This is a genomic window from Desulfuromonas sp. KJ2020 (assembly GCF_024197615.1).
GTDB lineage: Bacteria > Desulfobacterota > Desulfuromonadia > Desulfuromonadales > SZUA-540 > SZUA-540.
In genome coordinates, this window is the sequence record NZ_JAKUKE010000003.1 from 558,530 (window position 1) to 578,066 (window position 19,537).

Here is a 19,537-nt window from a genome sequence, read left to right on the forward strand (position 1 = left end):
TTTCTCCGCGCGGATTACTTCTCCCAGGTGGCATAGAGTCTATGAAAGAAAAATTACTGGCGTCCGCGCAGAAAAATATCCAGAAAGGTCAGTTGGCCAAGGCCATCAAGGATTACCAGAAGCTGGTCAGTGTCGATGGGAAGGATATTCGTCACCGACAGAAGCTGGCTGAGCTCCTGAGCCGGGCGAAGATGATCGATGAGGCCATTACCGAATATGAAGCGGTCGCCAAGCATTTTTCCGACACCGGTTTTTATCTGAAGGCCATTGCTGTCTACAAGCAGATGCAGAAGCTTGATGCGAACCAGCCTCGATTCTATCAGCGCTTGGCCGAACTCAATGAAAAACAGGGTCTGGCCGGCAACGCCCTGGCCGAATACCGCTCCCTGGTCAGCCTTTATGAGAAGCAGAATAAACACGAAGAAGCGGTAGGCGTTCTCGAGAAGATGAAGAGACTCGACCCCGAGAACCTCTCCATCCGGGTCAAAATAGCCGAACGCTTTGTCGACAGCGGCCGCCCCGACCAAGCCCTCACCGAATTCGACGATGTCTGCAAAGTCCTCGAGGAGAAGCAGGACTGGCCCAGACTGCTGAAACTTTATGAGATCTTTCTCCCCCTGTTCCCCGAGAATGTGGCCCTGAAGGCCGGGCTTGCCCAGACCTTCATTCGCGAAGGGGAAGTCGAAAAGGGGATGCAGTGGCTTAAAGGGTTGATCAAGAGTCATCCTGACGATATTTCCATCCTTGCCACCCTGGCCCTGGCCTATAAGGAAACAGGGGATCTGGAAAATAGCCGGGTTACGCTCAATCATCTTCTTAAAATTGACCCCACCGACCTGGTCATGCAGGAAGAACACGCTCGACTCCTCTTGCAACTTGACAAGGCGTCCGCTGCTCTGGAGGCCCTCGACCCAGTTAGAGAAGCCTTCAAAAAAGCTGACAAGGCTGATGTTCTTAAAGAACTGTACGAGGGCCTGCTTGAGCTTTTGCCCAAGGATCAACGGGTTATTGAGACTCTTAAAGCGCTTTATGAAGAGGCGGGTGAGGGCGACAAGCTGTTCGACCTCATGTCTCGCGCCGGCGACGGTTCTTTTGACGAGGGGATACCCTCCGTTGCCACGCCAGAATCTCAACCCACTATTGAAGAATTGGAGGGATTGGAAGAGCCGAAGGCGGACGAGACCGATGCCCTCACTTTGAACGACATAGATGAACCTGATGAAGTGGAAACGCTGGCGGATGCTGATCTTGTCGAGGTGGTTGACGACCATGAAATCGAGATGGATCTCGAATTGGACGTCGTTGATGAAGAACTCGAGTTGGTCGCAGATGTTGAAAAAGAAGAAGACGATCTCGAAGAAGCCGTCGTCGACCTCGAACTCGACCTGGAACCTGTTGCCGACCTGGAAGAAGAGCTTGAAGAACTCGTCGATGAAGACGAGGTCGCGGTTGAGTCCGTTTCGGCGCCTACCGTCGAGTCGGAGCTTGAAGAAGCCGAATTCTATCTACAGCAGGATTTGCTCGACGAAGCAGAGCAGATCTGTCAACGCCTGCTGACCTCGGATCCGTCCCTTGAGGCCGCCCTTGAAAAACTGGGCGAAATACAGTCCCGCCGGCTTCAGGCTGCACCCGCCCCTGCTGAAGAGCCGGAAGAAGGCTACTTTGATCTTGCCGCCGAAATTATGGACGACGGTGCCCTGGACGCCACGGAAGGGATGGAGGGGATTGACGAGTCCGATCGCTTCCAGTTTGACGGTGTCTTTGCCGAGTTCAAAAAAGGGGTCGATTCCCAAATCGGCGGCGAAGACGCCGAAGCGCACTACAGCCTGGGCATTGCCTACAAGGAAATGGGTCTGTTGGATGATGCCATCACCGAATTCGAAAAGACCATGAAGAATCCGGCGCGATTTGTTGACGGCATTACCGCCAAGGGCATCTGCCTGGCCGAAAAAGGCTCTTTCGAAAACGCTGAGCACACCTTCAAGGCCGGGCTGGCCAATGATGGGCTGGACAGCGAAGAGCGCATCAGCATCTATTACGAACTGGGCCTGCTTTATGAAGTGTGGGGCAAACCCCGCGAAGCCTTCGAGTGCTTCAAACGTGTGGCCGCGGCAGATTCCTTCTTTCGGAATGTTTCGGAGAAGTTGTCCCTTCTTGGCCAGGAGTTGGGTGTCTCCGGCGCGGCGGGGAATGATGACGGCACCGGTAAATCCAAAAAAGATCGCATTTCTTTCGTTTAGCCTGTTCTGAGTTCAGGGGTATTTCATGAGTTACAGCGAACATTTCGGCCTGGAAAGAGAGCCCTTTTCCAACGCTCCAGACGCTCGCTTCTACTTCAACAGTGAACAGCACAGTCAGGCGTTGATCCGCCTGCGTTACGCCGTCGATTCCAACAAGGGGTTGGCGCTGCTGGTGGGTGGGGTTGGCACTGGCAAGACGACTCTGGCCCGCCGCATGCTCGACAGCCTTCCCGACGACAAATACGAATCCTCTCTTCTCGTTATGATCCACTCCAGCGTCACACCGGAATGGATTCTGACCCGGATTGCCATGCAGCTTGGGGTGGAAGACCCGGCGCCAGATCGTCTCACCCTGATCAAGCAGCTGTTCGAGCGCCTGCTGGAAATTGAAGCGAGCGGGCGCAAGGCCGTCGTCCTTATCGACGAGGCCCAGATGATGCAGACCCGGGAGCTCATGGAAGAATTTCGCGGCCTTCTGAATCTGGAAATTCCCGGCAAAAAACTGCTGAATATTGTTTTTTTCGGTTTGCATGAAGTCGAGGACTGCCTGCGTCTTGATGAACCTCTGGCCCAGCGGGTAGCGGTCAAATACAGCCTGAAGTCCTTCACCGTGGAGGCCACAGAAGCATATATCAAGCATCGCCTGCGAGTAGCCAAGTCCAAAAAGATGCTGTTTGAACCGGATACCGTGGCGGCGATTCATAGCTTCGCGGGCGGCGTTCCCCGCCTGATCAATACGATCTGCGACAACTGCCTGTTTGAGGCCTATCTGCAAAAACTCCCCGCCGTAAATCTGAAGGTCGTTACGAGTGTGGCGGGAGATCTGGGTCTTTTGAGCAAGCCGCTCTCCAGCGGTTCCCAAAAAGATGACCTGGCTGACTTCGACGAAATCGAAAGCATGCTCGAAAGTCTTGAGCAGAGTTCCTGAAAAGGCGGCATGCAGGATTGTGAGGCGACACGAGACGGCCGGGGATATGCGGCCGTCTTTTTTTTCCAAAAAGACCTGGCTGCCCGGGTGAAGGAATCTGATGAAGCACCGAATTCAACTGCTGCCTGAAAAACTCTGTAACCAGATTGCTGCTGGCGAAGTGGTCGAGCGGCCGTCTTCGGTGGTGAAGGAACTGGTGGAAAATTCCTTGGATGCCGGCGCTACTGAAGTGCGAGTGGAGGTTGAAAAGGGGGGCAGAAGCCTGATCCGTATCGTGGATAACGGTTGTGGCATGGGGCGGGAAGATGCCTTTTTGTCTCTGGAGCGCCACGCTACCAGCAAAATACGGACGGACGAAGATCTTTTCGCGATCCGCACCCTGGGGTTCCGAGGCGAGGCGTTGCCTTCTATTGCCGCTGTCTCCCGTCTGACTTTGCGTACCCGCGAGAAGGGCTCCCTTGAAGGGGTTGAGATCTATCTTGAAGGGGGCACCGTCCGAAGGGCGGATGCCATCGGCATGCCCTGCGGGACGACCATCGAGGTGCGCAATCTCTTCTTCAACCTGCCGGCCCGTCGGAAATTTCTCCGTCGTGAGGAGACGGAGTTGGGTCACATCGGCGACGTGGTGACCAAAATGGCGCTGGCCCGTCCGGATGTGCAGTTCAAGCTGAGCCATAACGGCCGGTCTCTGCTCGACGTTTACCGGCACGACAGTCTTCGCGAACGAACCCTTGCTCTGCTGGGGCGAACCCTGGCAAGCGATTTGGTCGTCGTCGAACGCGGCGAGGGCGATCTGAAGGTGACCGGCCTGGTCTCCCAACCGTCTTCCACCCGTTCGACGACATCGGCCATGTTTTCCTTCGTCAACGGACGTTATGTAAGGGATCGTGTGATTCAGCACGCTATTCTGGACGGCTACCGGAATCTGCTTTTTAAAGGCCGATACCCGGTTGTCGTCCTCTTTATCGAACTGGACCCTCAGTTGGTGGATGTCAATGTCCATCCGACCAAGCATGAGGTGCGCTTCCGCGAACAGTCCCTGGTGCACGATTTTATCGCGGGAAGCGTGAGGGATGCTCTGCGCCCGGCCGCCTGGTTGAAGGATGAGGCCCCTCCTGGGCCCCATCAGGATGCCTCTGCCCCGCGGGCAGAGGTCCCCCGCTCCATGTCGGCTCCATGGTCACCCATGTCACTCCCGTCGGTGCCCCCGCCAGCGCCTCGATTCGAGGCCAGGGAAGCGGCCGATCCCTTTGGCTCGCCTTCTGCGCCACCACTTTCGCTGCCCGAACAGAAAGTTTCCAGCGAGACGTCCGCCGGCTTCTTTTCTTCCCTGACCCTCATCGGACAATTCGGTCAGTCCTACCTGCTCTGTCAGGATGGTGAAGATCTCCTTCTTATTGATCAGCATGCGGCCCACGAGCGGATCGGTTTTGAGCGTCTCAAGGAACAGCTGCGCCGGGGGAACATTGAACGGCAGGCCTTGCTTTTTCCCGATGTGCTGGAATTCGATTTTCGGCAGGCGGCTCAGGTGCAGGAGCATGTGAACGACCTGTATCGCCTCGGCTTTGAGGTGGAGCCCTTTGGTGGCAACAGTTTCGTCCTCAAGGCGGTGCCGCAGCTGTTGCACAAGGCCGACCCGGTCGCCCTGCTGCGAGATGTCGCCGGAGAGCTGGCCCAGATCGGTCAGAGCGGCAAGCTGGAAGAAGCTCTGGATCAGGTTCTCATCCTCATGGCTTGTCACACCATGGTTCGGGCCAACCAGAAATTGTCCCTGCTGCAAATGCAGGCATTGCTCAACGAGATGGACACTGTTGATTTTAAAGGTCACTGCCCGCACGGTCGCCCGGTCATGCAGCGCCTGTCCCGGGGAGAGATCGAAAAGATGTTCAAGAGGACCTGATGGCGGCTGTTTTGACCCATGACGGCCCACAACCCCTGGTGGTTATCTGCGGTCCGACGGCTTCGGGAAAGACCGCTCTGGCTTTGGAGCTGGCCCAAAAATTTCCCGTGGAAATCATCTCGGCTGACTCCCGTCAGGTCTACCGGGGCATGGATATCGGCACGGCCAAGGCGACCAGAGCGGAACGGGCCGCCGTCCCCCACCACCTGATCGATGTCGTCGATCCCGACGAAGAATTCACGGCCGGCCGTTTTGTGACCCTGTCCCAAGAGGCTGTATCTTCCATCGGCCGCCGTGGTCATCATCCCCTGCTCGTGGGGGGCACCGGCCTGTATATCAAGACGCTTACGGCAGGATTGCTGGAGGCGCCCCCCGCTGACGAGGCGCTACGCCTCCGTTTGACTGATCTTGAAGAGCAGTACGGGGAGGGAACCCTCCATGCACGGCTGCAACAGGTGGATCCGGCCCTGGCCGAAAAGCTTTCCCCCCGAGACCGGGTGCGCCTTGTCAGAGCCTTGGAAGTCTTTCAATTGACAGGGCAGCGGCTGTCCGAACTGCAGGCGAGGCATGGTTTTGCCGACACCCCCTTCCGCCTGCTTAAAATCGGGGTCCGGGCCGAGCGGGACACTTTGTACCGTCGCATTGACGAGAGGGTCCACCGGATGGTGGCAGAAGGCCTGGTGGCCGAGGTCGAGGCGCTACTTGCCAAGGGATATTCGTCCCACCTCAAGTCGATGCAGACGATCGGCTACCGGGAGATTATCCGTTTTTTACATGGGGACTTTTCCCTGGATGAGGCCATCTCGCGGATTCAACAGGAGAGCCGCCGTTACGCGAAAAGGCAAATGACCTGGTTCCGACGTGATTCCTCCATTATTTGGGTTGATTCCTCAAGGGAGTCTGATAAAATCCACGAGTTGATGGAATGTTTCTATGTCGCATCATAAAGGAGAGGATATGGCCAAGACCCCGTTCAATATCCAGGATCAGTACCTCAACCAGGCTCGCAAAGAGCGGGTTAAGGTAGTCGTGATGATGATGTCCGGTGAGAAACTGACCGGATATATCAAGTCCTTCGACAGCTTTTGTCTGCTGGTTGAAAGTAGCGGCGATATTCTGCTCTACAAGCATGCCATCAGTTCTATCACCTCGGCTGATGGCTCCTTCCGTCTCCATGGAGGCAAGGACTAGCACGGCAAGCGCTCCCGACGGATCTCTCTTCCCGGCAGGGTGAAATGCCCCGCCGGGTCAACCGGCACGCCCTCGTGTCGGCACTATCCGTTGAATACAGGCCGTTATCGTGGTAAGAACAAGACCTCCTTGCAGGGGTCTTTTTCTTTTTGGGACGCATGTTGGGGAAATACGATTTATTTGCACCGACATCTTTGGCGACCATGACCGGTTCCCCGAGGTGTCCGGAAGAGGAATTTGCCGGTGGTTGAAATCATAGGGGTGGACGAGGGCAGTATCGCGGAGGAATTGGAGTTGGAGGTTGGCGACGTCCTCTTGTCGATGAACGGCCAGCCCGTCCGGGATCTGCTCGATTATCAGATTTATGTGGCAACGGAAGAGCTGCTGCTGGAAGTTCGCAAAAAAAATGGCGAACTCTGGGATCTTGAGTTTGAAAAAGACCTGGAAGATGGTCTGGGTATTCATTTGGAGCATCCGGCGCCCGTGCAGTGCGGTAACAACTGTATTTTCTGTTTCGTACATCAGTTGCCGCCCAAAATGCGACCGACCCTCTATGTCAAGGACGAGGATTACCGCTTCTCCTATCTTTATGGGTCCTATGTCACTCTGACCAATATCGAGGAGAGTGAAATTCAGCGGATTCTCGATCAGCGACTCTCACCCCTTTATGTCTCGGTGCACGCGACGGAGGAGGATCTGCGGACCCGTATGATCGGCCGCCAGGGGCCGGCTATTCTGCCCCTGCTCAAGCGCCTGTGCGACGGCGGCATCGAGCTTCATACCCAGATCGTGGTGTGCCCCGGGTACAATGACGGCGAAGAACTGGACCGCACCATTACTGACCTCTATGCGCTGCGACCGGGAGTTCTCTCCCTGGCGGTCGTGCCGGTGGGCCTGACGGGATACCGTGAACGTCTGCCGGATCTGCGCCCTCCCACGCAACAGGAAGCGACCGACCTGCTGAACCGGGTTCACGATTTTCAGCAGAAATTTCTGGAGCAGGGGGGCTCACGCTTTGTGTATGCCGCCGATGAGTTTTACCTCAAGGCGGGCCTGAATTTTCCTGCGCTGGAGGACTATGAGGAGCTGGCCCAGCTGGAAAATGGCGTCGGTCTCATTCCGCTCTTTCGCCTTGAAGCGGCAGATGTTCTGGCTGAAGCGGGCCCCCTCGGCTCAAAGACCGTATCGGTTATCACCGGGGAATCGGCCTTCCGTGAAATTGAGACCTTTGCCCAGGCCCTTGCCCGGCGCACCGGTATCACGATCCAGGTCTTTGCCATTCGTAACGATTTCTTCGGGGGACAGGTGACCGTCACCGGTTTGCTGACCGGCCGGGACGTTGTTTCGCAACTGACGGGAAAAACTCTCGGCCGCTGCCTGATCGTTCCCGATGTAGTGCTCAAGGAAGGCGACGACGTTTTTCTCGATGACTTCAGCCTGACGCAGCTTGCCGAGTCATTGGGGGTTTCCGTGTGCCGCGTGCCTGCCAGCCCCTGGGGACTCTTGGAGGCCCTGGAGTCCTTGCCGTCCAACCATTAATGAACCCTTCTTTCACATCAGGAGAGCAATGACCATGAATTCTATCGAGCAATGGCTTAACAAGGGGCGGGAAGCGATGGATGTCGGCGAGTTCCGAGAGGCCATCCGCCTCTTTCGGCAGGCACTTCAGAACGATCCGTCTTCCATCGAGGTTCAGGAGCTTCTGGGGGAGGCCCTGGCCGAGGATGCGCAGATCAACGAGGCTCTTGAGATTTATGAGCGCATTTTGAAGGAGGACCCCCATCACCTGGAAGCGCTTTACGCTCTGGGGGACCTTTATTTTGAGCAGGGGCTGAACGACAAGGCCCGCAGTGCCTATGAGCAGATTCTTGAAGTCGATCCGGACCAGTCCGATGCCTTGGTCAGTCTTGGTCTGGTGCATTTTCATCTGGAGCAGATGGAAGAGGCGGAGCGGTGCTACCGAAAAGCACTGACGGTGGAGCCTGATTCGGTCTTCGCCCTCAACAGTCTGGGCGATACCCTCTATGGCCAAGGCGAAAACGACGAAGCCCTGGCCTGCTACCAGCAAGCCGTTGAGCTGGACCCGGAAGACGCCCAGGCTCATTTCAACTTGGGCGAAATGGCCTACGATCTGGGCGATCTGCCGACGGCTGAACGGGAGTGCCGCGAGGCAGTCCGACTCGATCCGGGATTGTCTTTCGCTTACCTGACCCTGGGCAGCCTCTATCTCGATCAGGAGAAGACCCGGTTGGCTCTGCAGTATTTCCAGGAGTTTCTGCTGCATGAACGGGCCGAATCCTCGCGGGATATCCGGGAGGAAGTGGCTGCCGTTATTGCCGGCCTCAAGGAAGAGCTTTAAGCGCCTTCGACGGGAAAAGGGGGGAAGCGGTGGTCAAAGGCCTTTCTATACTGCTGGTCATGCAGTTTGTCGGTGAAATCATATCCAGGGGGCTGGATATCCCTATCCCGGGCAATGTGCTGGGAATGGGACTTCTTCTCGTCGCGCTGGGGCTGGGTATCGTGCGACTGGAATGGGTGCAGGAGGCGGCCGACCTGCTCCTTTCGCACCTGGCTCTGCTGTTTGTGCCGGCCGGAGTCGGGGTTATGGTCTACCTGGATCTCATCGCCAGACAGTGGCTGCCTATCGTCGCGGCCACGGTTATCAGCACCTTTGTGGTCATGGCGGTGACGGCCTTGACGGAATATCTCGTGGCTAGAAAAGGGGGGCGACATGTGGAATGAACTGGTCGCCTCTCCTCTGTTCGGCATCATGGTAACTCTGGGTTTTTTCGCTGTCGCCCAATGGCTTTATCGGCGCACGGGCCATCTGCTGCTCAACCCGGTCCTGGTGTCGATTCTGTCCATTATCTTTTTCCTGAAGGGGGCCGGCGTTTCCTACGAGGCCTATGCTGAAGGCGGTCGCATCATCCTCTTTTTTCTGGGGCCCGCCGTTGTGGCCCTGGCTATTCCCCTCTATGCCCGCCGTGCTGAAATTATGGCGAAAAAGGGACCTATTCTGGCTGGTGTCTTTGCCGGGGCCCTGGCCTCGGCTGCCTCAGCCTCGGGTATTGCCTGGATTCTGGGGGGGAGCACAGAGGTGGTGTTGTCGCTGGCGCCAAAGTCGGTAACGACTCCCATTGCCATCGGAATTGTAGAAAAAATCGGCGGGATAGCCCCCCTGACGGCTGCTCTCGTTGTTTTGACCGGTTGTCTGGGAGCTGTTTTCGGACCGGAATTCTGCCGACTGATTGGTATTCGTGACGAGGCGGCTATCGGTTTGGCGGTTGGAACGGCCGCCCATGGGATCGGCACCGCGCGGATGCTGGAGATCGGGCAATTGGGGGGCGCTATGGCCGGCCTGGCCATCGGGCTCAATGGTCTCGTTTCGGCCTTTTTGATTCCCCTGCTTTTTGTCCTTTTCGGTTGAGAAGGAATAAAAAAAGGCAGGCGCCGGAAGCGCCTGCCCGAGGAAATCACTGAAAGTTGAGCCGGTTTATTTCTTTTTGCCCGCGGCCTTTTTAGAAGCCTTGAGGGGATTCATCTTGGTCTCGACGCTCTGAATCTCCACTTTACGGTGCGTGGCGAAATTGCACAGGCCGCCGACCCATTTTTGCGTAGGAGAGGGCGCTACGGAGCAGACTTCACCGATGGTACCCTTGACGATGCGCTCGCAGCCCTGGCACTCTTCAACGACGTTCTGGCAGGAACCGCCCTGAAAAATACAGCCTTTTTTGGCCCAAAAGGTACACTCGGTACCGGGAAGAACAGTTTGACACTGCATGGATGTTGCCTCCTTGGTTTGCTGTTGTTCCTGATCTGAAACTGAATTCTTAACGTTTTTTTCTGTCTATGTCAACGACAAATTGGCCATCCGGTTCTTTTTCGAGGTGTGCTGCAGTATGCTTTCAGAAAGTCCGGTGGCGACCAAAGGTTTTCCCGGTTGACCTCGGCCATCGTCTCGGCTAGTCTTGGGCCGCGCCGGGGAGGAGCACTGCCAATGATGGACAAAACATCCTGGGAAGCCGTCTGCCGCCGTTGCGGCCGCTGCTGCTATGAAAAGGTCGACTACGATGGGGACATCTTCTATACGGATGAACCCTGTGAGTTTCTGGATCTCAATACCCGCCTCTGCACCGTGTACGACCGTCGCCATGAAGCCAGGCCAGGCTGTGTGCCATTAACGGCCGCGATATTCGAACAGGGGATTCTCCCTGCCGACTGTCCTTATGTGGCCGGTCACGACAATTACCGGGCGCCCACATTGTGGAGCGACGAGGACCCTTCGTAAGGCGCCGTCACGTCCTTTCATGTTCAGGCCAATCTGCTATGCTATGACTGACTGTCACACCTAATTTCAGGAAGGATTCCATCCATGAACCGTATCAGTTTCGGCACCTCCGGTTGGCGGGGGATATTCTGCGAGGATTTCACCTTTGAGAATGTGCGGGTGGTGACCCAGGCTATTGCCGATCATCTCAATGCTCAAAAAATTGGCTCCCAGGGGGTGGTGGTCGGTTACGACGCCCGTTTCATGGGGGATCGGTTCGCCCGGGAGACCGCCCGGGTGCTGGCCGGTGCCGGCATCAAGACGTTTTTGTGCGACCGGGATACGCCGACCCCTGTTATCGCTTTTGAAATCCTGCGTCGGCAGGCAGCCGGCGGCATCAACTTCACGGCCAGCCATAACCCGTACGATTACAACGGCCTGAAATTTTCTCCGGCCTGGGGGGGGCCGGCCCTGCCTGAGACGACTCGGGATATTGAAGATCGGGCCAATGCCATGCTCGGCGAGGTCTGCTATCGTCAGATGCCCCTTGACCAGGCCTTTCGCGCCGCTCTGATTGAAGAGATCGACCCCCGGTCCGATTATTTCGCCGCCGTCCGCAAACTGGTCGATCTGCCGGTCATCGGCCGCAGTGGCTTGATGCTGGCCGTCAATCCGCTCTACGGAACGGGGCGGGGCTATCTCGACACCCTGCTGCAAGAGGCCGGTGTCAAAACCGTCACTATGAATGATCATCGTGATCCCTATTTCGGCGGACTCCCGCCGGAGCCTTCGGCCAGCAGTATCGGAGATTTCATCAAAAGGGTCCGTGAAGATGAGCAGATCAGGCTGGGACTGGCTACCGACGGCGACGCTGACCGTTACGGCATTATTGATGCCGATGGCACGTTCATCGAGCCCAATTACGTGCTGGCTTTGCTCCTCGACTACCTGGTTCGCGTCAAGGGGATGAAGGGGGCGGCGGCCCGCTCCGTGGCCACCTCCCATTTCATCGATGCGGTGGCCAAACATCATGGGCTTGACGTGCTGGAAACACCGGTGGGTTTCAAGTTCATCGGCGAATTTATCCGCGATGATCGTATCCTCATCGGTGGCGAGGAGAGCGCCGGTCTGACCATCCGGGGGCATGTCCCGGACAAGGATGGCATCCTGGCCTGCCTGCTGGTGGCGGAAATGGTGGCGGTCGAAAAGAAAACCCTCACGCAATTGCTGCAGGATCTCTATCGACGCGTCGGCGAGTTTTATACCCGGCGGGTAAATATCCACCTGAGCCCCGATCTGGAAGCGTCCCTGCCGGGCAAACTCCAGAATCCGCCCAAGGCGCTGGCGGGCAAGCCGGTAGAGCAGGTCATCACCATCGATGGCTGCAAATTCCTCTTTGCCGACGGCTCCTGGGTGCTTTTCCGTAAATCGGGCACCGAGCCCGTCGTACGCGTCTATGGAGAGGCGGGAAGTCAGGACGACCTGGACGGCCTGATGAAAGCCGCCGCCAACTTCGTGCAAGGGGCTTAGAACCATAAAAAAAGGAGGATCCTCGTGGATCCTCCTTTTGATTTCAGGTGCAGCGGAAACTCCGCCGCCGTATCAGGCTCAACTGAAGCCGCCACTGCCGCAGGCGGGAGCGGAGGATGATGACGAAGGTGAGGCGGCGGTCATGGATACCTTGCGGACGGCGACACCGTCACACTTGGGGCATTTCTCATGCTCCGAAGGGGCGGAACGGATTTTTTCGAAGAGCTGCCCACAGGTTTGGCACTGGTACTCGAAGATTGGCATGATGGTCTCCTTTCCTTTATTCCGAGGGCGTATCATAAAGCACCACTCCTGAAAAAGCAATTCCCTGTCTTTAGCCGGTATCGGGTTTCAGGGGCTTGAAAATCGCTAAGTTCCTGGTATCCTTAATCAGTTTCAAGGAGAATGTGCAGATGGCGACCAGACGCTACTGGCTGATGAAATCGGAACCGGAATGTTTCTCCTTTGCCGACCTGGAAAATCGTCCCAACGGCATCGAGCATTGGGATGGTGTGCGGAATTATCAGGCCCGAAATTTTCTGCGGGATGAGATCAAGGCGGGGGATGGGGTGCTGTTTTACCACAGCAATATCAAGGAGCCGGCTATTGTCGGTCTCGCCCGGGTGGTCCGCGAAGGTTATCCCGACCATACGGCGCTCGACCCGCGCAGTGATCATTTCGATCCCCGGGCCAGCGAGGAAAATCCCCTCTGGTTTATGGTCGACGTGCAATATGTGGCCCCTCTTCCGCACCCGCTGACACGAAGTGAACTGCAGGCTCATCCGGTGCTTCGGGGGATGGATGTCCTTAAGAAAGGAAATCGGCTTAGTGTGCAGCCCGTGCGCCCGGAAGAATGGCAGGCGGTCCTGGAAATCGCTGGATTGCAGGATAGGGATCTCTGAGGATTTTTACTATTAACGGGGGAATTCATGAAAAAAGCTGCTAAATACGCCGCGATAGTCCTGGCCGTGGTGGTGGTTCTGGTCGTGACGGCTGGAGTGCTGGCCAAGGTTCTGATCACCCCGGAAAGGGTAAAAAACACCGTTCTTCCTCTGGCTGAAAAAACCCTCAACCGCAAGGTCGAGTTGGGGGATGTCCAGGTCAGTCTCTTCTCGGGGATTGGACTCAGTCAGCTGCGCATCGCTGAACCTCAAGGCGAGGAATATTTTGTGGCGGCTGAGAAACTGGTTCTGCGCTACCGTTTCTGGCCACTCCTTTTCATGAAGGTGGTGGTCGACGAAGTCCGCCTCGAAGAGCCCAGAATTCGCATTGAGCGCCTGCCGGACGGCACTTTCAATTTTAGCGATCTGATGGCTGAAAAGAACCCTCCTGCGGAAGAAAGTGTGCCCGTTCCTCAGCCTGTGGAGGACGGTAAGGATGGTGGCATCGATCTTTTGATCTCCCGGGTCGTCCTGAACGGTGGCGAAGTCCTTTTCCTTGACCGCAGTCTCGGTGGCGAAGCGCCCTACCGCTACAAGGTGAGTGGGCTCAGCCTTTCGGCCCTGGACATCTCCCTGGAAAAGGATTTCCCCTTCTCCCTGGATGCCGTGTTGGGGGAAGCGACCCTTGCCGTTGCCGGTAAGGCCAATGTGGCTGCGAGTCGTGGAGAGGCCAGCGTCAAACTTTCTCCTCTCGATATCACCCCCTTTACGCCCTATTTTCGGCAGCAGTTGCCGGGACGTCTCGATGCTCTAAGGGTCGCTCTTGATCTTACCGCTCAAGGGGACAGCAAGGGGCTTTGGTCGCGAGGCACGATCAGCCTCTCGAATCTCGATATTCTTTTGGACGCCCTCAAGGATGTTCCCATCCATGACGCCTCCCTCTCGCTTGATTATGACCTCGACATCGACCTGGCCCAGCAGGTTCTGGATATCAAACCGACCACGCTGACGGCCAACGGGATTGTGGCAAGGATGCAGGGGCGTGTATCGGACTACGCCACGGCGCCGCAGCTCGATATGACGGTTGAATTGCCCGATCTGGACATTCGCTCCGCCTTGCAGGCCGTTCCAGCCGGGCTCGTTCCCGATCTTGGCGATCTCGATCCCGCCGGTCAGGTCAGGGCCCGCCTTAATCTGGCCGGTTCGACGAACGAGCCCCTTAAACTTCTGCGTGACGGGGAAATCGTTTTGTCCGGTGTTCAGGCCAGCGTTGCCTCCCTGCGGCCGGCGCTGTCCGGCCGGCTCGCCCTCAAGGGGGATACCGTCGATGCCCAGCAGCTTGAGGTGAAAATGGGGGACACCACGGCTGCCATTGACCTGAAAGTCACCAACCTTTTCGGTAAACCGCTGCGCATTGAAAACAGCCTCACCGCAGACCGACTGCTGCTTGATCCCTTGCTGCAGGGTGGGAAAGAAAAAGAAGCGACCGCCGGCGCCGGTGGCACGGCTGCCGGGAAGGCAGCTAAGGACCAAACAGCCGATATCGGCCCCTTCGATTTGCCGCTAGACGTTACCGGCGAGGCGCGCATCGGCCAGACGGTCTATCGCGGCATGAAAATTGAAAACTTGTTCGCCCAATATCATCTGAAGAACAATGTTTTTACTCTGGAAACTCTTACCGGGGATGTGGCTGGTGGAACCTTTACGGAAAAAGCCGTAGTTGATCTCGGGCAAAAAGGCCTGGCCTATGATTCGGCCTTTCGCCTGCAGGGGGCCCAGATGAGTCCCATCTTGACGGCGTTTTTGCCCAAATCGGCCGATACGGTTCATGGTGGCCTTGATCTTAATCTCACTTTGAAAGGCAAAGGGGTCTCTTCGGCTGACCTGCGTCGCAATCTCTCGGGTGCGGGTGATTTTCTTTTTAAGGACGGTAAATTGTCAGGCGGCGCCCTGGTCAAGGGTCTGTCTGATTTTTTGGCTATTGAGGAACTGCGAGAGCTGAACGTGCGCGAATCCGCCGGCAGTTTCACCATTGAAAAAGGCAAGTTTCTGATTCAAAGCACTTTGGCCGGGAGCAACGCGCGGTTTAGCCCCAAGGGATCTTTGGGCATGGATGGTTCCCTGGATCTCTCCCTTGACCTGCGTCTTTCCCCCGAGTTGTCGCGCAAGCTGGACAGCAAGGGGACGGTCAGTCAATTCCTGACCGATGCAGACGGTTGGGGACTCGTTCCCCTGCGGCTGGCCGGGACACTCGACAAGCCACGCTTTGGTCTTGATACCTCCGCAGCCAAGGAACAGGTTAAAGAAAAAGCCGCCCAGGAACTGCAACGCCAGTTGGAAAAAAAGCTGTTTAAAACGGACGACACCGCCGAGGGCGAAGCCGATCCGGCCAAGGATGCCGGCAAGAAGGTGCTGGAAGACACCATCCGCGGTTTGTTTGGCCGTTGACAGGCTGCCGCCATCATGTTAGAGACCTGAAAAAAAGACAGGAGATCCTTATTAAGATGACTGGACTGGAAGAATTCAGCGGTTTTGAAGTAATTCGCGCCGCCATGGAAGTGGAAAAACAAGGGCATCGGTTTTACTCCACCATGTCGGCCAAGGCCAAAAGTCCCCTCGCCAAGGAAATTTTCACCTGGCTGGCCCAGGATGAAGTCGGGCACCTGAAAACCCTGGAGGATCTGGCGCCGAAATACGAGGATGGCGCCTTCTGGGAGAGCGAGGAAGTATTTCTCCCCTACCTGCGCCGGTTCTCCGCCAGCGAGATATTCCCTTCGCCGGCCCGCCTGGAAGAGGTGCTGAAAAAAGACGATTCCGACCTGGAAGCTTTGGACCTTGCCATTGAAGCCGAGGAACGTTTTGCCGAATATTTCCACAAGGCTGCCACTCAGGCGCGCACCGAGGACGGTAAGGAAGCTTTCACCTGGCTGGCCGCCGAGGAGGATCGCCACGCTCGCGTCCTCAAGGAGCGCAAAGCCAAAATATTGGGCCAATAGGCGCTTTGATCATCCTGTTTTTCAAAAGCACCTCCTCCGGGAGGTGCTTTTTTGTTATCGGCTGCCACATATTCTTGACCCCTTGGCCGCATTGCAATATTCTCTGTCCCCGAAAAGATGATGTTGACGAGCATAGCGATTCAAGGAGGCACCCGTGGCGGTTATTGAAGTGACCCATCCCCTCGTTCGGCACAAACTGGGGCTCATGCGCAGAAAGAATATCAGCACCAAGGATTTCAGGGAGCTCGCCTCGGAAGTGGCCCGCCTGATTACCTATGAGGCCACTAAAGACCTGGAGACGGAAACGGCGGTCATTCAGGGCTGGGCCGGGCCGGTCGAGGTAGAACAGATTAAAGGGAAAAAAATTACCATTGTGCCTATCCTGCGAGCGGGGCTGGGGATGATGAACGGGGTCCTCGATCTGATTCCCGGTGCCAAGGTGGGGGTCATCGGCCTTTACCGGGACGAGGAAACCCTGTTGCCGGTCAGTTATTATCAGAAATTTACCCGCAAAATGGCGGATCGAACAGCCCTTGTCCTCGATCCGATGCTAGCCACCGGCGGCAGCGTCGTGGCCGCTATCGATATGTTGAAAAAATCGGGCTGCCAGAGAATCAAGGGACTTTTTCTCGTCGCCGCCCCGGAAGGCATTGAGCGCCTGCAAACCGCCCACCCCGATGTGGACATCTATGTGGCTTCCGTCGATGAAAAACTCAATGAGCAGGGCTATATTCTCCCCGGACTCGGCGATGCCGGAGACAAAATCTTCGGCACCAAATAGATTTCTTCTCCTCTATTTCACTCTTTAACAGGAAGGTCAGGATGACTGAACGAACCTCTTGTTCGGATTATAATTTCCGACTCAAAGACAGCCTGCTCGGCGCCCAGATGCTATTTGTCGCCTTCGGAGCCCTTGTTTTAGTGCCCTTGCTGACCGGTCTCAATCCGAATGTGGCTCTTTTTACCGCCGGCGTCGGAACCCTGCTTTTCCAATGGATCACCGGGGGCAAAGTTCCCGTCTTTCTGGCTTCCTCCTTCGCCTTTATTGCGCCGATCATCTATGGCGTGCAGACCTGGGGGATTGCCTCAACCATGTGTGGTCTGGTGGCCGCAGGGGGCTTTTATGTGCTGCTCAGCCTGTTCGTGCGCTGGCGAGGAACCCGGGCCATCGCACGCATTTTCCCGCCCATTGTCACCGGGCCGGTGATCATGGTCATCGGACTCATTCTGGCGCCTGTCGCCGTCAATATGGCTTTGGGCAAGTCCGGTGATGGCGCCATCGTTCTGGTTGAAGGCTCGACGGCCATGATCGTCTCCATGACCTCTTTGGGGGCCACGCTCCTGGCCTCCCTCTTTGGCCGGGGCGTCGTGCGCCTCATCCCCATCTTGTGCGGGCTGGTGGTTGGCTACCTGTTGGCGCTTTTCTTCGGCATTGTCGACTTTTCCCGGGTCGCCGAGGCGGCCTGGCTGGCGATGCCCGCTTTCGTCCTGCCCGAATGGAATGCCGCGGCGATCCTGTTCATGATCCCGGTGGCTATCGCGCCGGCGATTGAACACTTTGGGGACGTGTTGGCCGTCAGTTCGGTGACGGGTAAAAACTATCTGAAAGATCCCGGTGTTCACCGCACCCTGCTCGGGGATGGTTTAGCCACTTCCATGGCCGCCATGCTGGGTGGACCTCCCAATACCACCTATTCGGAAGTGACCGGGGCCGTCGCTTTGACCAAGGTCTACAATCCCGCCGTTATGACCTGGACGGCTCTGGTCGCCATTGTGCTGGCTTTTGTCGGCAAGGTAGGCGCCCTTCTGCAGTCGGTTCCCGTGCCGGTCATGGGGGGCATTATGTTGCTGCTGTTTGGCGCGATCATGGTCGTTGGTCTCAACACCCTGGTTCGGGCCGGACAGGATCTGCTGGAACCACGCAATCTGGCCATTGTCTCTCTCGTGGTTGTCTTTGGGGTAGGGGGGATGAGTATACCCCTGGGTTCGGTCACTCTTTCAGGCATTGGTCTGGCCGGGATTCTCGGGGTGCTGCTGAATCTCATCCTTCCCCGGGGGGATAAAACTTCCGGTGAGGATGGGGCACGGGGGCCGGCGGTACCCCATTAGATTCGGCCGCCTCAAAAAAAATGAGCCTGTCAGGTGCCTGACAGGCTCATTTTTTTTGAAGTCGATGGGGTCGAGATCAGCCGAGATCGTTGTAGGGTCGCGCCCTGAATTCGACCCCCAGGTCTCGGGCCACGTCGGCGCAGGCCTCCATGTCGATACCGGGCATGGCGACGGCGCTGGCCGTCACCGAGGGGATATGGGCTAAGGCCTCGTGCAGAAAGGCTTTGACGCCCTCATAGGCCGGCAGGCCGAATTGGGAGTGACAGATGCGCTGGTAGGTTTCGGCGTCGGCTGCGTTGAGGGAGACGGAAATGGCGTCCACCAGGCCCTTGAGCTCGGGCAGGATGTTGCGGCCGTACACCAGGTTGGCTTGCCCGTCGGTGTTGATGCGCACCTTGGCGCCACGGGCCTTGAGCCAGGCGGCCACTTCCTTGACCGTCTCCAGGCGGATGAGGGGTTCGCCGTAACCGCAGAAGACGATTTCACTGTAGCCGGCCGGGTCACCGATCGCCGCGATAATCTCCTCTGCGGATGGCTCGTGATCGAGTTGCAGACCATGGCCTTTGACGGTGAAGTCTCTAAATTTGGCGCAGAAGGCGCAGCGGTTGGTGCAGCGATTGGTGATGTTGAGATAGAGGGCGTCGCGGATGCGGTAGGCGATGCGGCTGGCCGCATCGGACTCCCCGATGCCGAAGAGCCGGAAGGCGTTGAGATTGGTCACTCGACAGACGTCCTCAAGAGATAATCCCTTGATTTCCGCGATCGTTGCGGCGGTATGTCGCACCAGGGCCGGTTCGTTTCTCTTCCCCCGTCGGGGCTGGGGAGCAAGGTAAGGGCAGTCGGTCTCGACGAGAAAATGATCTACCGGAATCAGCCGGATCAGATCGCGAACTTCCTCGTTTTTCGGATAGGTGATGGAGCCTGGAAAGGAGATGAGAAAGCCCAGGTCGATGCAGGCGCGGGCCATGGCCAGATCGCCGCTGAAGCAATGGACGACGCCGCCAACCTCAGTGGCCTGCTCCTCCCTCAGGATCTGCAGCACCTCGGCGTGGGCATCCCTGTCGTGAACGATAATGGGCTTTTTGAGTTCGCGGGCCAGCCGGATCTGCTGGCGAAAGGCCAGACGCTGAATATCCCTGGGGCAGCGATCGCGGTAGAAGTCCAGGCCAATTTCACCTACCGCCACCACGCGGTTCTTCTCCAGCACCCAGGTTCGCAGCTGCGCCAGCGCCTTCTCGTCCAACTGGGCGGCATCGTGAGGATGGATGCCGACGGCAGCGTAGATGAAAGGGTGTTTTTCGGCTATCTGAAGATTTTGTAGCGAACTGTCCAGGTCGCAACCCACGGTGAGGATGTAACGAATGCCCTCTTGGCGGGCCCGACTGATGACTTCCTCCCGGTCGTGGTCGAATTGTCCGTTGTCCAGATGCGCGTGGGTGTCGATGAGCCAAGGTTGCTGTTCGGTCATAACCATCTCTCTTGAAAAGCAAGGGGG

Annotated in this window: 19 protein-coding genes; 16 read left to right on the plus strand and 3 right to left on the minus strand. The window is 57.1% G+C overall.

What is annotated here, in order from left to right; all coding sequences use genetic code 11:
* The first annotated feature begins 41 nt into the window (after positions 1-41).
* The 9 genes from MJO47_RS10910 to MJO47_RS10950 all read left to right on the plus strand — a co-directional run bounded on the left by MJO47_RS10910 (position 42) and on the right by MJO47_RS10950 (position 9,686).
* Positions 42-2,240 (plus strand): lipopolysaccharide assembly protein LapB, encoded by a 2,199-nt coding sequence (locus tag MJO47_RS10910; RefSeq protein ID WP_253961153.1) that lies wholly within the window; start codon positions 42-44, stop codon positions 2,238-2,240.
* Between the two features lie 25 nt (positions 2,241-2,265).
* Positions 2,266-3,168 (plus strand): ExeA family protein, encoded by a 903-nt coding sequence (locus tag MJO47_RS10915; RefSeq protein ID WP_253961154.1) that lies wholly within the window; start codon positions 2,266-2,268, stop codon positions 3,166-3,168.
* A 100-nt stretch (positions 3,169-3,268) separates the two neighbouring features.
* A complete protein-coding gene (gene mutL / locus MJO47_RS10920; protein WP_253961155.1) occupies positions 3,269-5,068 on the plus strand; it encodes a DNA mismatch repair endonuclease MutL in 1,800 nt (599 codons plus the stop codon).
* Positions 5,068-6,015 (plus strand): tRNA (adenosine(37)-N6)-dimethylallyltransferase MiaA, encoded by a 948-nt coding sequence (miaA, locus tag MJO47_RS10925; RefSeq protein WP_253961156.1) that lies wholly within the window; start codon positions 5,068-5,070, stop codon positions 6,013-6,015. Before mutL ends, miaA begins: the two co-directional genes overlap by 1 nt.
* A gap of 10 nt (positions 6,016-6,025) precedes the next feature.
* Positions 6,026-6,259, plus strand: coding sequence for an RNA chaperone Hfq (hfq, locus tag MJO47_RS10930; RefSeq protein ID WP_253961157.1), 234 nt, complete (start codon positions 6,026-6,028; stop codon positions 6,257-6,259).
* Positions 6,260-6,502: 243 nt separating this feature from the next.
* Positions 6,503-7,798, plus strand: a complete 1,296-nt coding sequence (locus MJO47_RS10935; RefSeq protein ID WP_253961158.1) for a DUF512 domain-containing protein — start codon at positions 6,503-6,505, stop codon at positions 7,796-7,798.
* 34 nt (positions 7,799-7,832) lie between these two features.
* Positions 7,833-8,618 (plus strand): lipopolysaccharide assembly protein LapB, encoded by a 786-nt coding sequence (locus MJO47_RS10940; protein WP_253961159.1) that lies wholly within the window; start codon positions 7,833-7,835, stop codon positions 8,616-8,618.
* Between the two features lie 29 nt (positions 8,619-8,647).
* Positions 8,648-9,001 (plus strand): CidA/LrgA family protein, encoded by a 354-nt coding sequence (locus tag MJO47_RS10945; protein WP_253961160.1) that lies wholly within the window; start codon positions 8,648-8,650, stop codon positions 8,999-9,001.
* Positions 8,991-9,686: an LrgB family protein gene (locus MJO47_RS10950; protein ID WP_253961161.1), complete on the plus strand. Its 696-nt coding sequence runs from the start codon at positions 8,991-8,993 to the stop codon at positions 9,684-9,686. The genes MJO47_RS10945 and MJO47_RS10950 overlap by 11 nt, the downstream gene beginning before the upstream one ends.
* A 66-nt stretch (positions 9,687-9,752) precedes the next feature.
* On the opposite strand, the gene MJO47_RS10955 is transcribed toward MJO47_RS10950, so the two are convergent.
* Positions 9,753-10,040 carry a PxxKW family cysteine-rich protein gene (locus tag MJO47_RS10955; protein WP_253961162.1) on the minus strand — a complete coding sequence of 96 codons (288 nt, stop codon included), beginning with the start codon at positions 10,038-10,040 and terminating at the stop codon, positions 9,753-9,755.
* A 216-nt stretch (positions 10,041-10,256) separates the two neighbouring features.
* Between MJO47_RS10955 and MJO47_RS10960 the strand changes: the two genes are divergently transcribed.
* Positions 10,257-10,547: a hypothetical protein gene (locus tag MJO47_RS10960; protein ID WP_253961163.1), complete on the plus strand. Its 291-nt coding sequence runs from the start codon at positions 10,257-10,259 to the stop codon at positions 10,545-10,547.
* Positions 10,548-10,631: 84 nt separating this feature from the next.
* Positions 10,632-12,056 (plus strand): phosphoglucomutase/phosphomannomutase family protein, encoded by a 1,425-nt coding sequence (locus MJO47_RS10965; protein ID WP_253961164.1) that lies wholly within the window; start codon positions 10,632-10,634, stop codon positions 12,054-12,056.
* A gap of 78 nt (positions 12,057-12,134) precedes the next feature.
* Here the strand turns inward: MJO47_RS10965 and MJO47_RS10970 are convergent, their stop codons facing one another.
* On the minus strand, positions 12,135-12,320 hold the full coding sequence (locus MJO47_RS10970) for a zinc ribbon domain-containing protein (protein WP_253961165.1): 186 nt from the start codon (positions 12,318-12,320) through the stop codon (positions 12,135-12,137).
* 149 nt (positions 12,321-12,469) lie between these two features.
* On the opposite strand from MJO47_RS10970, the gene MJO47_RS10975 reads away from it, so the two are divergent.
* The 5 genes from MJO47_RS10975 to MJO47_RS10995 all read left to right on the plus strand — a co-directional run bounded on the left by MJO47_RS10975 (position 12,470) and on the right by MJO47_RS10995 (position 18,042).
* Positions 12,470-12,958 (plus strand): EVE domain-containing protein, encoded by a 489-nt coding sequence (locus MJO47_RS10975; protein ID WP_253961166.1) that lies wholly within the window; start codon positions 12,470-12,472, stop codon positions 12,956-12,958.
* A gap of 27 nt (positions 12,959-12,985) precedes the next feature.
* Positions 12,986-15,385, plus strand: coding sequence for an AsmA family protein (locus MJO47_RS10980; protein WP_253961167.1), 2,400 nt, complete (start codon positions 12,986-12,988; stop codon positions 15,383-15,385).
* A 56-nt stretch (positions 15,386-15,441) separates the two neighbouring features.
* Positions 15,442-15,933: a ferritin family protein gene (locus tag MJO47_RS10985; protein ID WP_253961168.1), complete on the plus strand. Its 492-nt coding sequence runs from the start codon at positions 15,442-15,444 to the stop codon at positions 15,931-15,933.
* Between the two features lie 154 nt (positions 15,934-16,087).
* A complete protein-coding gene (gene upp / locus MJO47_RS10990) occupies positions 16,088-16,714 on the plus strand; it encodes a uracil phosphoribosyltransferase (RefSeq protein ID WP_253961169.1) in 627 nt (208 codons plus the stop codon).
* 41 nt (positions 16,715-16,755) lie between these two features.
* Positions 16,756-18,042 carry a uracil-xanthine permease family protein gene (locus MJO47_RS10995; RefSeq protein ID WP_253961170.1) on the plus strand — a complete coding sequence of 429 codons (1,287 nt, stop codon included), beginning with the start codon at positions 16,756-16,758 and terminating at the stop codon, positions 18,040-18,042.
* Between the two features lie 76 nt (positions 18,043-18,118).
* On the opposite strand, the gene MJO47_RS11000 is transcribed toward MJO47_RS10995, so the two are convergent.
* On the minus strand, positions 18,119-19,510 hold the full coding sequence (locus tag MJO47_RS11000; RefSeq protein WP_253961171.1) for a TatD family hydrolase: 1,392 nt from the start codon (positions 19,508-19,510) through the stop codon (positions 18,119-18,121).
* Between the last annotated feature and the right edge of the window lie 27 nt (positions 19,511-19,537).